Raw genomic sequence first — 14,525 nt, 5'->3', positions numbered from 1 at the left:
AATTCTTAGGAGCGCAAAAGTAGGAAATAAGTTTCACCTAAGCCCCACCCTTAGAGTGAATGGAAGATAAATAGGGAGTTATTGGATTGTTTCTGAAATCTTTTTTCGTTTCCAGTAATTGGCCAGTATCGAACCTGAAATATTCATCCAGGGACTAAAGACAGCTGATGCTAAACCAATTGTAGCCAATTTTCCCATAACACCGGCTAATCCGGAAGCCATTCCTCCATTTTGGAGACCAACTTCCAACGCCACCGTGCGGCACGAATCTTTATCGAGTCCTAACAAACGACTGATCGAATAACCAAATGTATATCCCAGTGAATTGTGAATGATCGAAGCCATTAAAATAAAGATTCCGACCGTAAGAATATTTTCGCGGCTGGCAGCTGTTGTAACTGTTGTGAAGTACACAATGCCGAACATTGATATTTTTGGCATAAACCCCTGTACCCGGGGAAGTATTTCAGTCAAGTGAAAATACAATTTGCCAACAACGACAGCCCCTAACAAGAAGTTCATCAACTCGAGTACCAACAAAGAATCGTTGGATAGCAAGCTAGCCAGAAAGTCCCAAAGAAAGATGTAGCAAGCCAATAGCCATCCAATAGAAATGTAAAAAGCCCAGTTTATTTTCCTGCGGATTGAAGACGAATAGTTTTTATAGGCATCAAACAGCAATGCGGCGCCAACCGGTACAATCACTATTTTTATGATCTGCATGCACATTTCCAAGAAATTGATTTGCACGTAGGTACTGGCTAGCATTTTCATCAAAAACGGAGTCATTATTGGAGCAACAAGAGTTGCCAAAGTGGTTAGTGTTACCGACAAAGCAAGATTCGCTTTAGCGATGTAAACCATTACATTAGAAGCCAAGCCACTGGAACACGACCCGATTAAAATAATTCCTGCCGCTATTTCCGGGTCAAAATCAAAAATGCGTGTTAGAATATAGCCCGTCAAGGGCATAATTGAAAACTGACAAATGATTCCGACCAACACACCTCGCCCCATTGTGCGCAGTCCTGCAAAATCTTTAAGGCTCATTTGAGTTCCCATTCCGAACATGACCAGTTGAACCACGATCAGGATTAGCCATTTGTTTCTTAAATCGAAGCTACCCCACTGCAAAAAGGCCGAAGGATAAATCATGCCACAAACAAAGGCAAGCATGATCCAGGCTGTATATTGATAACTTTTTAAAAGCGGAATAGAACCAAGGCCAATTGTAATGCTAACAGCCGCGATTACGGTCAATGGAGAAATCAAGTTCCCATATCCTGCGCTCAACGAGACAACCAATAAAAGCGCTGCAAGCACCCCCAACCAAAGAGTATACCTTTGCAGTTTTTGCATTGGTTACAGATTTTTGGCTAAATATTCCATGGCTATTTTCGGACTTGCCAAAATTGGCACCTTTTTATCTTCTTCTGAAAGTTGGCTCACGACTCTTGCCATGGAGGCCTGAGCCAATAAAATAACATCGACCTGACTTGACAATTCTTTCAAGGCCGAAGCTACCATTTCGTCATGTACTTCAGGTTTTCCTCCCATCAACGCATCAAATGCTCCTTCGCAGAGTTTCGCAGTCAATTCGATTTTCTTTCCCGCAGCTTGGGCTCTTCGCAGCACCAGGTCGCTTGTTGGATCCAACGTTGTAGAAAGTGTGGCGACAACTCCAATCTTACTCCCCATTTGCACTGCCTGGTCTGCCATTGGTTGATCAACTCGTAATACCGGAACTTTGGTAAGCGATGCAGATGTTTCAACTGCAGGTCCGATTGAAGAGCAGGTTACCAAAATATAATCGGCACCCGCAGCTTCGGCAGAACCTACGTAATCAACTACTCTGCGCGAAGTGTCAGCAGTAAGCTCGCCACGTTCAATTGTGTTTTTGATTAAACTATCATCCACGATGTTGAACACTTGAATATCTTTTCCTTTGAGATATTGATCGATTAATTCCTGAAATACCGGAACCAGTGTTGCTGAAGTATGTACTAAACCTAATTTTTTTCCCATAATCGTTTTTCGTTATTGTCGTTAGATTTTCTTTCTGCTTAATCTATATCCTGCCCTTTTGTAAAGCGCCAAAGTAAGTTTCGTCACCAACCTGCCCACCTTTTAAATTCACTTCAATCTGGTCGACCGGAAAACCGGGAGCAAAAGCCCGACACATCGGTGCTCCCGGAAATACTGGAGCAATCATTTCTACCGCTTTAATGCCTAACTCGCGAGCCACATAGCTGGACGTATCTCCCCCTGCAATAATCAATCGTTTTACAGGTACTTGCTTCAATGCTGCGTTGGCTGATTGTCCCAATAGTCGACCAAAACGTTTTGCTGTTTGCGAACGAATCATCAATTCGTCCCATCCTTTTTGCTCAAAGAAATTTTTTGTTTCCTGATAGCGTGGATCAGTCGGTCCCTTGGAGGTATGTAAAATTACATTCTTTCCTTCTTTCAGAAATAGAACAATTTGTTGCTGATATTCAGCAATTAGTTTTGACTCCTGATCTCCCCCCTCCAATACTTCAGGAGAAATCGCTATTTCCTCAAAGCCGTTTTGAACGGCCCAATCGATTTGAGCTCCTGTTATTGGCGACACACTCCCCGAGAGCACCAACATTGGGCTACATTCTTCCAGCCCGGTCCACTGGTCTCTGGTTTGAAGCACACCAGTCGATGTCCAAAAATCGCCCAGCGCTTTCTCAATGCCTGATGAGCCCACCGAGAAAAGCGGCTTTTGAGTATGTGCTTTTGAGTCCAACAATTCACCGATACGAACCATTTGGTTTTCGTACATCGCATCGATAAAGATTATTTTATGTCCTCTGGCAATTTCGCTATTCAATTTGTCGCTTAATTCATTGCTTGATTTATTTATGTCCAACAGATCAACCAACCCCATAGGCTCGTCAATCTGTTTGGTCAAATGATGGCGCAAATCACTTTCGGCAGACGGTGTGATTGGATGTGTCATCATCGAAGGATGTCTGTCCAGCCGATAAATGGACCCTGCGCTTCCGATTCCCATTCGGGCATAAAGATTTCCAAAGGCCGAATACCGTCCCAAGTTAGGCGCAGCAACCAGTATTGGAGTAAAATTATTTTGAAACGACTGGCGACCAGTAACTATTGCTGTGCCAATATTTCCAATTTCGGGTGACGAGTCGAAGGTTGAGCATACTTTGTAATGGACATGACGTGGCGACAACACGTTTAATGAGTTAAAGGCCTCCTGCAAGGTTTGAGCCATCTCCTCCGGCTCCATTGCACGGGTCATTCCAGCAACTCCAACTGCATCCAGATCTCTAAATTGATCCAGTAAGTCAGCGCTGGGATTTTCTAAAAAAAGAACCGTTTTAGCTCCGGCACGACTTAAAAACTCCAGCGCATCGGTTGACCCAGTGAAATCATCGCCATAAAAAGCAATCAATGTTTTGTTTGTGTGCTTCATCGTTACTTAGCTCCCAAACTTTACAACCGACTCACTAAACTCTTTGTATTGTTTTGCCGCCTCTTCCAGCGTCATTCCGTCCACTGCACCTTTCCAGGCCTGATGAAGTGCTTTAACACCACCTTGCGGGCCGGAAGGGTGTGCCATAATTCCGCCACCTGCCATATACAGCAAGTCGGTCGTTTGTGTTCGCCGGTACGTTTCAAAGGCCTGACCTCCCCACTGCCCGGAGGACACCACCGGAATAACCGATTCATTATTAAGAAATGGAGTATGACACGATTTAATTGAGCGTACCACAGAATCGTCGGATTCCCAGAATTTATTTTTGATGCCGTTTACGTGCATTTGATCAACACCAGCTAACCGCCATATTTTATTGTACGCCGGGAAATTGATTCCCAATAACGGATGACGATTGAGCATTCCCCAACCATTTCGGTGTCCATGAATGGAGAGTTCGCCCCAATCGCAAACTTGTTTTACTCCAGTCCATCCCACGCTGTTAATACTAACCATGGCGCAAGTTCCACCGGCTTTTACAACGATTTCATAATTTGCTTTCATGGTTTCCAAGTCACCGGTGATATTGAACGCATACATAATTTTTTTACCGGTTTTATCTGCAAATTCATTGATCTCTTTCATGATCTTTTCAACACGAATATCGAACGGAGAATTTGCTGCTGAGCCCAATAGCTCATCGTCTTTTACAAAATCAATTCCAGCTTCGGCTAATGATTTTACTAAGTTTGCTGTGTATTCGGGAGTCAAACCAACACTCGGCTTTATAATTGTTCCAATCATTGGGCGTTCAGCTTCAACGCCTGCAAGTTGTTTGGTCCCTTTCATTCCGAACTGCGGTCCTCTAAAATGACTGGCAAATGACTCTGGCACTTCAAAATCATCTAGTTTAAGTCCGGTAAACTGCCTTAATTCATAGAGGTTCCCTTGCAATGTTGAAATCATTGCTGGAATATTATATCCAAAATTTTCGATAGACCACGAAACCTTGACTTTGGCTCGTTGGTAGGTTTTATTCTCAATAACTTCACCCGGCATACTTGGTTCTGACACGTGGTCGAGCAACTCAATATTTTCAACACGAGCTGCAAACCGGGTCTTTAGTTCATCTGTTTCGCCAGGCACCGACACAAAAGTACCGCTGGATTGTTCGCCGGCCAGCACGGCAGCAGCTTTTTCAATCTCATAGGGGCTTTCGATAAGATAAGTAGCATGAATTCGTTCCATAGATCGCTAATTTATTAAAATTATTAATGGTAGAACGAACTCTTATTCGGAAAAATGAGTGTTTTATAAACGAAAAAATGCTTTGAAAGACTGCAAATAGTTTGATCTAGAAGATTAGTGTAATATTTCTCCTCTTGCAATTTGAATCCGGAAATGATTAAGCCCGGATTACATTTCCAGGTCAAAAACAAACTCGCAATTTGAATATTCTGATTGAATACTCGTGTGGGTATATTCTTTGATAAGGTCGAGCTTCTTCAGAAAATCAGCGGTTGGTTCCCCGTTAAATTTGGTGATATTCAGAACAATCTTAAATCTCAACCCTTGGTGTTTCTGAACATTATTAACAGTATCAAAAATCAATCGCTGAATATCGTGCAACAAACGCTCTTCATTCAGGTTACCAATAATAAAAACAATGCTTTTACCACCTTCAATTTGCTCATCGGTTTCCATGGCATTGCTGGTGCTTTCTTCAAAGTCGGGAGCCAAAACCGAATAAAAAACATTTTCCTCGAGGTTGCTGAACTGTAATTCACCATAGGGTTCTGAAGTCTCTTCGTTAATAGGCTGAAACCAAACCAATCCTTTTTCAATTTCGCAATGATAGCCTTTGTACAAGAAATAAGTCAGTTTTTGATCTTTGACCATCGTGGCAGCCAAATCAGTAAAAACAAAAGCCTTTGAATTCTTATTTTCTTCCAGTGTCGTTTGAAGAAATTCGTTTGAGAACTCCTTCATTTTAATTTCGTGCTGTTCACCACCATCTGATTTCAACACGATAAAATTTCGTTCTTTCAGAACAGGGCAATTTTTCTTCAGACACAACTCGTTTGTTTGTTCTATCAGCTTTTTGAGTTCTATGGAGGCTTTCAGGTATTTCATTTTCGATGTGGTTTTTTACAAAAATATCTAAAAGTTGTCCATTATTATCGAATCAAACAGCTTTCGGAATAAGAGAAAATCCAGAGTTAACATACGCCGGAATAGTTCCGGCAGCTGTAACAATCCAAGTTAGGGATCCTGTGGAGCTAAAACAACAAAAGTGTGGAGCAAACTCCCGTTATTAATGAATGAGTATGTCGGCAATTCAGCTGATTAAAGGGGATTTGAATCGAACAGGTATTGTGGCATGGTTTTTTAGCTAGCTAGGTGTAAAATCTACCTGTCATGACTAATCAAGGAAATTCAACAAATAAAAATAAAGTCGATCAAAAAAAACATCAGCAGCATGAAAAGTTACCCCAGAAACAGCAACATGCCAAGCATGGAAAACAGTCCAATTCTTCAAAAGAATCACCGCAAAAACACGACGATCATCATCCCAAGCATGATCATCAGCAACAAACATCTAGATCTGCCAATCACAAGGAGAAACAACCGGAAGAAGAGAAGCAACACGTTCATTCTCATTCCCAAAATAAAAAAAATGTAAGCCATCATCACGAGCATGACCATGGCTCACATGATCACTCCGGTCATCATGCGATGATGATCAGGGATTTCCGAAAGCGTTTTTGGATTTCCATGGTGTTGACATTACCAGTTCTGGTTTTGTCACCTATGATTCAAAACCTGCTGAGTTATAATTTTTCCTTTGGACAAGCGAACTACTTGCTATTTGGTCTTTCAACAGTTATTTTTTTCTATGGAGGCTGGCCATTTTTAACTGGCTTAGCCAAAGAGCTTAAGAAAAAGCAGCCCGGAATGATGACCCTGATTGCAGTGGCGATCACTGTTGCCTGGGGATACAGTTCTGCAACGACATTCGGTTTAGAAGGGAAAACATTTTTCTGGGAGCTCGCTACCCTGATTGACGTTATGCTTTTAGGACATTGGATTGAGATGAAGTCAGTTATGGGTGCATCCAATTCGCTGCAGGAATTGGTTGCCCTCATGCCATCTGAAGCGCACCGCCTGACTGATGGTGATGTGGAAGATGTGAAAGTTGATCAACTTGAAAAAGACGATCTTGTATTGGTTCGCCCGGGAGAGAAAATTCCGGTTGATGGTTTTATTGTTGAAGGAGAAAGCAACATTAACCAATCGATGGTAACAGGAGAATCGCAGCCCGTTAAAAAGTCAAAGAATGATGAAGTTATCGGCGGTACCATTAACGGCAACAGTTCGCTAAAACTTAAAGTGAAAGAAGTTGGCGAAAATGCATATTTAAATAAGGTCGTGAACATGGTGCGTGAAGCTCAAAATAAAAAATCAAAAACGCAACATTTGGCCGATCGCATTGCTTTATGGTTAACGGTTATTGCCTTAACCATTGGTTTTGGCACCCTGGGTGCATGGTTGGCTGCCGGAAAAGATTTTGCCTTTGCACTGGAACGAATGGCGAGCGTCATGGTAATCACCTGTCCTCATGCGTTAGGATTAGCGGTACCTTTAGTTGTTGCAATTTCAACCTCCATTTCGGCACAAAACGGGTTACTGATTCGCAACAGAACTGCTTTTGAAAACTCACGTAAAGTGACTTTACTTGCATTTGACAAAACCGGCACACTCACCAAAGGAAACTTCGGGGTAACACGCTATCAATCGGTAACGAAGGATTATGATGACGAGGCTGTTTTAAGACTTGCAGGAGCAGTTGAATCAGAATCGGAACACCCATTGGCAGCCGGAATTATGAAGAAGGTAAATCAGGAAAAAATTGATCTGCCTGAAATAAAAGACTTCAATGCGATAACCGGAAAAGGTATTGAAGCAAAAGTAGAAGACAAACAGGTGAAAGTGGTGAGCCCCGGATATTTAAAAGAAAACGATATAGAAATACCGGAAGAGGCAAACAAAAATGAACAGGAAACCGTTGTTTTTGTTGTCATTAATGAACATTTGATTGGTTTTATTGCTATGGCAGATGAAATTAGAGAAGAATCATACGAGGCAGTAAAAACACTGAAAGAAAGCGGATTGAAACTCTATATGATGACCGGGGATAATGAAAAAGTAGCAAAGAGCGTAAGTGAAGAACTAAAGCTTGATGGTTACTTTGCAAATATTTTACCCGATGAAAAGCAGGCGAAAGTGAAAGAATTTCAGGAAAGTGGAGAATTTGTAGCCATGACTGGTGATGGTATTAACGATGCACCGGCTCTGGCAACTGCCGATGTTGGGATTGCTGTCGGCTCTGGTACCGATGTGGCAGCAGAAACCGCAGATATTATTTTGGTCAACAGTAATCCGAAAGATATCGCGTCTTTAATTTTATTTGGGAAAGAGACATACAAAAAGATGATTCAGAATTTCATATGGGCAACAGCGTATAATGTGGTTGCGATTCCGTTGGCTGCCGGTGTGCTTTATCAATCCGGAATTATTATCAGCCCTGCGCTTGGTGCTGTATTAATGACTTTCAGCACCATTGTCGTTGCCATTAATGCTCAACTACTAAAGAAAAAACTGAATATAAATAACCATTAATAATAAAAAAAATCATGAAGTACTACATTGAAAAAGTAACCGACTACACCTTTGACGAAGCCATTGAAAAAGTAACAGAAGAACTCAAAAAAGAAGGTTTTGGCGTACTGACCACAATTAATATCCAAGAAAAGCTGAAGGAAAAACTGGATGTTGACTTTCGAAAATACACGATACTCGGAGCTTGCAACCCTCCTGCCGCATATCAAGCACTGCAAGCCGAAAACAAAATTGGAACAATGCTACCGTGTAATGTTATCGTTCAGGAAACCAGCAATAATAGAGTTGAAGTTGCAGCGGTAAATCCAATAGCCTCGATGATGGCAATTGAAAATAAGGATTTGGGTGGTATCGCCACTGATATTAAAAACAGGCTTGAAAAAGCAATTCAAGCTGTTTAACACACTCCAGAAAATAGATTTTCCAAATGAGTCTGACTGCGATTCGTATTAGAATTGAACAACACAAATTCTTTCTTAAATAAAAGAGTATTATTTACTATATTGTGGGCTACAATAAAAGTTTGAATATTTTAATTCACTCAAAAGATGCGTTAATGCATCAATATCAATAATATTCATTCTAACGAATAGAAATAACTCATTATGGAAAAGAAAATAATTTTGGTTGTGGACGATTCTTTTGTTATGCGTCTGAAAATTGAAGATATTTTAAATGATTTTCCCAACGTCGATGTTATTCAAGCGAAAGATGGAGAGGAGGCACTTTTGATGATTGAGAAAGAGCAGCCCGATGGTATGGTCTTAGATTCACTAATGCCTAAACTGGATGGCTATGGCGTTATGGAAAAACTGAAACTCACCAACAAACACATCCCCGTAATTCTATTAACTGCTGATATCCAGCCCACAACCAGACAGAAATACATTGATCTGGGGGTAAGCCACGTGATGCATAAGCCTTTTAGCAATCAGGATTTTCTAAAATCAGCATCAACGATTTTTCAACTGTCAACTAAAAATTAGCTTATGGAAGTTAGCGAAAAGCACAGGGATGCTCTGCTTGAAATCATCAATATTGGAATTGGGAGAGGCGCGAATGTGTTGAATCAGATTGTTGAACACCATGTAACTCTAGAAACACCCACTTTAGATATATTCGATGAAAAAAGCTTGATGAAATTTTTAGCAACATGGACCGATAAAGACTATGCTGCTGTAGAGATGGGTTTTTCATCAACATTTTCAGGTTCGGGATTGCTTATTTTCCCCTCCGAAAAGGCCAATAAATTAGTTGAGTTATTTGTTCGGGATCTTCACATAAACAACAGCAGTGACATCCTAAATATCAGTGCTCTTACTGAAATTAGTAACATCATTATTAATTCTGTTTTTTCTACTTTAAGCGAACAGTTTGAAATTGAATTGAAATATGCCGTTCCGGAATATCGGCATGGTGTGATTGACGATATTATAAAGTTTGAACCTGGTGAGTATGGTAAGGTCGTCTTGTTATGCAAAACTAGCTTTAAGGTAATTGAACTTGACATTAGTGGCAATTTATTATTAGTCTTTTCAATCAAAACGTTTAATGAACTATTATCCATGATTGATCAATACTACGCCAACTTATTTCAAAAAAAATAAAAGCTAAATGACTCGTAAAAAGCTTTTAAATTTTGATGCTTTTAATTATCTATTCAACGGCATATTCATTGTTGATAAAAAACAAAAAATAGTTTTTTGGAATAAAACAATGAAAGATTGGACCGGCTATGGTTTAGAAGATGTTTATACCAAAAAGCTGGATGAAATTTTTCCATCCTTTATTCAGTTTATCTACCAGCACCAAATCAATACAGTCCTCAAATTTGGCACAACGGCTATTTTCTCATCACATCTACATCGAAATCTTTACACGGGTGAAAGAAAGATTGATAGATATCTCCACACAACGGTCAATTTTCTTCCAATGGAAGACTCACAAGAGCCATACGCCATTTTTTGCATTGAAGACCAAACACAGCTCACTGAACTTATTTTAGAAAGTAAAAGAAATCAAGATAGACTTATTGCTAAAGAAGAGCAATTGAGAAATGCTAACTTGGTGTTGGAAGAGAGAGTTTTAGAGCGAACGGCCGACCTTGTAACTGCAAATTCAGCATTGAAAAAGGAAATTGAAGAACGCTCGAAGAATGCCCGGCAATTAAAAGAAAGCCGCGAGAAATTAAGCCGACAGAATATTGAGCTTTCTCATTTGAACTTAAAATTAACGGAAATAAACAACCAACTAAACCAAACGAACGAAGAATTAAACAAATCCAAAATAAAGGCAGAAGAGAGTGACCAGCTGAAATCGGCATTTTTAGCCAACATGAGCCATGAAATACGGACTCCGATGAATAGTATTCTCGGTTTCTCAGAACTTCTTCAGGACGAGCAGCTTTCTGAAGACATGAGGAGGGTTTATTTAAATATGGTATTGAAATCAGGAAAACAGCTATTAGCATTGATCAACGACGTTCTGGATATTTCGAAAATTGAATCCGGCCAAATAGTAATTACGAAGAAACTGTTTGTTATCCAACACATATTGGAGGAAATTAGGCTAACGTTTAAACCTGAGATTGAAAATAAATCCCTGACTCTTCATATTTACAATGAACTTCCGGACAAGTTCGAAGCCTCAATAGATTATGTACGTACCAAACAAGTTTTAAGCAATTTCATAAGCAATGCTATCAAATTCACAGATAGTGGAAGCATCGAAATTCGAACCAGACTACAAAATCAAATGCTTTATTTTCATGTAAAAGATACCGGTATAGGAATTCCAAAAGAATTTCATCATAAAGTATTCAAGCGATTCCATCAGGCAAATCAAGATCTAGTTAAATTATACGGAGGAACCGGCCTTGGATTAGCAATTTCAAAAAACTTAGCACAGCTCATGGGAGGTGAAGTTTTCATGGAGTCAGAACCTGGTGTTGGGTCTACTTTTGGGATACAATTACCAACCAAATAAGTTTCATTTTTTTGAGGGGGTGCAAAATATCTGTGTAACTTCGCCTCTTTAAAACAAACACATTGAGAAGTAAAAAATTAGTACGCGCAGAAGAAATAGCAAACACCATTTCTCATGGAATTGGTATTGCCTTAGCAGTTGCCGGAGTGACGCTTTTAACCGTATTTGGAGCTATTTATGGAAATGCCTGGCACATTGTAAGTTTTGGCGTATTTGGAGTGAGTATGGTTATTCTTTACCTGGCCTCTACCCTTTATCACAGTGCTAAAAACCCACGTTTAAAAATCAAATTAAATAAGTTCGACCACTCGGCCATCTATATTTTGATTGCTGGTTCATACACGCCCATCTCCTTAATTTCGCTTCGGGGGTGGATTGGGTGGACTATTTTTGGCTTGATCTGGACACTCGCCATTGCCGGTATTGTCTTCAAAGTTTGGTTTTACCGTTCGAAGTGGCGAAAGCTTTCGGCCTGGCTTTACATCGCCATGGGATGGCTGGTTTTATTGGCTATTGTACCTGTCATTCAGCGAGTACCCAATACTTCGCTTTGGTTTTTATTGGCTGGAGGACTAAGTTACACTGCCGGTGCAGTGTTTTATCTATTTCCTAAAGTGCCATTTTTTCATTTGGTTTTTCACCTTTTCATTTTGGGCGGATCAGTTTGCCACTTTTTTGCATTTTTGTACTTGCTGCCTATTTAGCAGCAACAACTTGCAGCAATTGGTCAAAGTCGCCGGGTAAGTCAGCCTCAAATGTTAGTCGCTCCCCACTTACGGGATGTGTGAAAGATAGTTTTGAAGCATGCAACATCAATCGTCTAAATCCCCATTCGGCTGTTATCAATTTATTTAAAGTAAAGTCGCCGTGATGTGAATCGCCAACAATATCGTGTCTGTTTTTGGCAAAGTGCTGGCGAATTTGATGCCAACGTCCGGTTTCCGGAAAAACCTGAGCCAGGCTCAGGCAAACATTGGTATGCTCTTTATACGATATGTTTGTTTGAACAAGCCGTTCTCTTTTGTACCGAGTCAGGGCATTCTTTTTAAACTTGCTTTTCTTTTTCACGACTACTTTTTCGTCAAATACTCCTTCTTCAGGAAGTTCGCCCAGTACAATGGCTGCGTATTGCTTGTCAACTTCTTTTCGCTCGAACTGAAGGGCAAGTTCGTGAGCCACTTCCTTTGAAAAAGCTAACACAATCACTCCCGAAGTTTTGGAGTCCAGCCGATGAACATTGTGCACCCATTGATCATACTCATTACCAATCAATTTGGTCAGGTACGGTGCATCATTAGGCATGAAGTCGTTTTTATGCACTGGCAGGTCAACAGGCTTGTTAACCACAATCAAATGTTCATCTTTATATATTGTTGGTATGTCCATAATTTCTGAAAATAATAATGTTCGCAAGATACAGTTCTTTTCAAACAAATCTCCTTACTGGTTGTCTTTAAAAATACAGGCATTTAATAATAGAAAACAATTAAAAATAAGAGGCGATGAAATTCAATCCGTTAGATCAATTTGAAGAATATGTTATTCTGAATAAAGGAACTGAGCCGGCATTTTCCGGTAAGTATTATCAGAATAAAGAAAAAGGAACATACCATTGTAAACGTTGCAATGCCCCACTCTATCGGTCGTCCGACAAGTTTGATTCCGGCTGCGGCTGGCCTAGTTTTGATGATGAAATTAAAGGTGCGGTAAAACGAACAACAGATGCTGATGGTCGACGAACTGAAATTACCTGTGCCAATTGTGGTGGCCATTTAGGGCATGTGTTTATTGGCGAAGGATTAACCGATAAAAATACCAGGCATTGCGTGAACTCGGTGTCATTAAATTTCGATCCGGAAGAAAAATAGCACACAAATCTATTGAAACTCATACGAATGGAAGAATTCTTTTTAAAGCTATTTCATATCGTTTCTATTAAGAAATGATACGAATTACTACATTTTCTTCTCAATCCGCAAAATGTGATCATTTGTTCACTATATTTGTATTGTAATTTAAATATCAAAACAATGAATATAATTGCAATACCAACAAAAGACAACAAGGTTGATGATCATTTCGGACACTGTGATTTCTTCACTATTATTCAGGTAGACAGTTCAAAAAGAGTAGTTTCAAGAACAAATATGGAATCGTCGAAAACCTGCGGCTGCAAAACCAACTTAGCCGAAGACTTAGCAAAAGCCGGTGTCAGCATCCTTTTAGCAGGAGGAATTGGACAAGGTGCCATCAATAAATTAAAAGGTCAAAATATTCAAGTATTAGCGGGATTCAAAGGATCGGTTGAAGAAGCCATTGAAAACTGGAAAAACAACAATTTCTTTTTGGATATTCCCATTTGTACCGATCATCACGATTGCGAAAATTAATACTCTGTGTTACCTACAAACTGAGAATGGGTGCTGACTATTTGATATACATCGTCATATGAATTGGCACCCATTAATTTTGCCCTTAACTGCGCTGCCCCTTCAAACCCACTGGCATATATTTTATAAAAGCGTTTTAAAATATTAAAATTCTTAACGCCTCTCCAATTTCGTTCAAATAGCTTGGTGTGATTTACCAGCTGTTTTAGTTTTTCATCTTTCCCGGGTACTTTTTTTGCCGAATTGAAAAACCAGGGGTCGTGAAAAATGCCGCGCCCGATCATTACACCGTCAACACCATATTTATCGCAATACTCGACTGATTGAGCATACGACAGAATATCACCATTTCCTAAAATAGGAATTGACGGGTTCAAGTCATTTCTGAGAGCCACAGCTTTGGCAATTTCATTCCAATCGGCTTCACCATCCGACTGTTGTTTCTGAATTCGACCGTGCAGCGTAATGGCAGCCGGTTTTGTTTCAAGCAGCTGAGTTATCCATCGCTCCGTTTCGTGCTGTCGGATTCCGGTTCTTGTTTTTACAGAAACAGGCAAATGAGTGGCCTCTTTCGAAGCTAGTATGATTTCTTGAGCTAGTTTCGGCTGATCAATCAGCGCACTGCACGAACCTTGCTTTACCACGTTTTTAACAGGGCAGCCCATGTTAATATCGACTCCGTCAAAATCAAATTCTTCGGCAATCTCTCGGGTAATTCGATGAAATACCTCCGGCTTATTGCCCCAAATTTGAGCAATCAACTTGATGCCTTTTTCTTTAAGTAATTTACGTTCAGACTCGCTTACAATTAACCGTTCTGACACCCGCTTCTTCCCTACCGGATGATTCATTCCATCAACTGCTGTAAACTCAGTAAACAGCAAGTGCAAACATCCGGGCTCCGATATTTGAGCCACCAACTCACGAAAAGAAGTGTCGGTCACATCTTCCATTGGAGCCAATGCCATTATTGGTGTTGCTATTTCCGTCCAAAAATTACTCAT

The 14,525-nt window shown here is 40.2% G+C and carries 15 protein-coding genes; 8 read left to right on the top strand and 7 right to left on the bottom strand.

Annotation, left to right across the window (positions count from 1 at the left end; all coding sequences use genetic code 11):
* Positions 1-78 precede the first annotated feature (78 nt).
* From GR929_RS01635 to GR929_RS01615, 5 genes are all read right to left on the bottom strand, one after another.
* Positions 79-1,359: a bile acid:sodium symporter family protein gene (locus tag GR929_RS01635; protein ID WP_159517166.1), complete on the bottom strand. Its 1,281-nt coding sequence runs from the start codon at positions 1,357-1,359 to the stop codon at positions 79-81.
* 3 nt (positions 1,360-1,362) lie between these two features.
* Complete coding sequence (locus tag GR929_RS01630) at positions 1,363-2,025, bottom strand: aspartate/glutamate racemase family protein (protein ID WP_159517165.1); 663 nt, start codon at positions 2,023-2,025, stop codon at positions 1,363-1,365.
* Positions 2,026-2,068: 43 nt separating this feature from the next.
* On the bottom strand, positions 2,069-3,463 hold the full coding sequence (locus GR929_RS01625) for a four-carbon acid sugar kinase family protein (protein WP_159517164.1): 1,395 nt from the start codon (positions 3,461-3,463) through the stop codon (positions 2,069-2,071).
* A gap of 6 nt (positions 3,464-3,469) precedes the next feature.
* A complete protein-coding gene (locus GR929_RS01620; protein ID WP_159517163.1) occupies positions 3,470-4,714 on the bottom strand; it encodes a ribulose-bisphosphate carboxylase large subunit family protein in 1,245 nt (414 codons plus the stop codon).
* A 168-nt stretch (positions 4,715-4,882) separates the two neighbouring features.
* Positions 4,883-5,599 carry a hypothetical protein gene (locus GR929_RS01615; RefSeq protein ID WP_159517162.1) on the bottom strand — a complete coding sequence of 239 codons (717 nt, stop codon included), beginning with the start codon at positions 5,597-5,599 and terminating at the stop codon, positions 4,883-4,885.
* A gap of 285 nt (positions 5,600-5,884) precedes the next feature.
* On the opposite strand from GR929_RS01615, the gene GR929_RS01610 reads away from it, so the two are divergent.
* The 6 genes from GR929_RS01610 (at position 5,885) to trhA (ending at position 11,835) form a co-directional block, all read left to right on the top strand.
* Positions 5,885-8,146, top strand: coding sequence for a copper-translocating P-type ATPase (locus GR929_RS01610; RefSeq protein WP_159517161.1), 2,262 nt, complete (start codon positions 5,885-5,887; stop codon positions 8,144-8,146).
* Positions 8,147-8,160: 14 nt separating this feature from the next.
* A complete protein-coding gene (locus GR929_RS01605) occupies positions 8,161-8,547 on the top strand; it encodes a DUF302 domain-containing protein (protein WP_159517160.1) in 387 nt (128 codons plus the stop codon).
* Positions 8,548-8,751: 204 nt separating this feature from the next.
* Positions 8,752-9,132, top strand: coding sequence for a response regulator (locus tag GR929_RS01600; RefSeq protein WP_159517159.1), 381 nt, complete (start codon positions 8,752-8,754; stop codon positions 9,130-9,132).
* A 3-nt stretch (positions 9,133-9,135) separates the two neighbouring features.
* Positions 9,136-9,753: a hypothetical protein gene (locus tag GR929_RS01595; protein ID WP_159517158.1), complete on the top strand. Its 618-nt coding sequence runs from the start codon at positions 9,136-9,138 to the stop codon at positions 9,751-9,753.
* Between the two features lie 7 nt (positions 9,754-9,760).
* On the top strand, positions 9,761-11,131 hold the full coding sequence (locus GR929_RS01590) for an ATP-binding protein (RefSeq protein WP_159517157.1): 1,371 nt from the start codon (positions 9,761-9,763) through the stop codon (positions 11,129-11,131).
* 62 nt (positions 11,132-11,193) lie between these two features.
* Positions 11,194-11,835, top strand: coding sequence for a PAQR family membrane homeostasis protein TrhA (gene trhA, locus GR929_RS01585; RefSeq protein ID WP_159517156.1), 642 nt, complete (start codon positions 11,194-11,196; stop codon positions 11,833-11,835).
* Here trhA and GR929_RS01580 read toward each other — a convergent pair.
* Positions 11,828-12,544 carry an RluA family pseudouridine synthase gene (locus tag GR929_RS01580; protein ID WP_159517155.1) on the bottom strand — a complete coding sequence of 239 codons (717 nt, stop codon included), beginning with the start codon at positions 12,542-12,544 and terminating at the stop codon, positions 11,828-11,830. The genes trhA and GR929_RS01580 overlap by 8 nt on opposite strands.
* 89 nt (positions 12,545-12,633) lie before the next feature.
* On the opposite strand from GR929_RS01580, the gene GR929_RS01575 reads away from it, so the two are divergent.
* Together GR929_RS01575 and GR929_RS01570 are read left to right on the top strand one after the other, a co-directional pair.
* Positions 12,634-12,999 (top strand): methionine-R-sulfoxide reductase, encoded by a 366-nt coding sequence (locus tag GR929_RS01575; RefSeq protein ID WP_159517154.1) that lies wholly within the window; start codon positions 12,634-12,636, stop codon positions 12,997-12,999.
* A 162-nt stretch (positions 13,000-13,161) separates the two neighbouring features.
* Positions 13,162-13,521 carry a NifB/NifX family molybdenum-iron cluster-binding protein gene (locus tag GR929_RS01570; RefSeq protein ID WP_159517153.1) on the top strand — a complete coding sequence of 120 codons (360 nt, stop codon included), beginning with the start codon at positions 13,162-13,164 and terminating at the stop codon, positions 13,519-13,521.
* Here the strand turns inward: GR929_RS01570 and GR929_RS01565 are convergent.
* The gene (locus GR929_RS01565) at positions 13,518-14,525 is read right to left on the bottom strand and encodes a tRNA dihydrouridine synthase (protein WP_159517152.1); all 1,008 of its coding nucleotides are present in this window, start codon (positions 14,523-14,525) and stop codon (positions 13,518-13,520) included. The genes GR929_RS01570 and GR929_RS01565 overlap by 4 nt on opposite strands.

The organism is Sunxiuqinia indica, from assembly GCF_009847015.1.
GTDB lineage: Bacteria > Bacteroidota > Bacteroidia > Bacteroidales > Prolixibacteraceae > Sunxiuqinia > Sunxiuqinia indica.
Note: the sequence above shows the minus strand (reverse complement) of the source record. Positions and strands in the feature narration are given on the sequence as shown.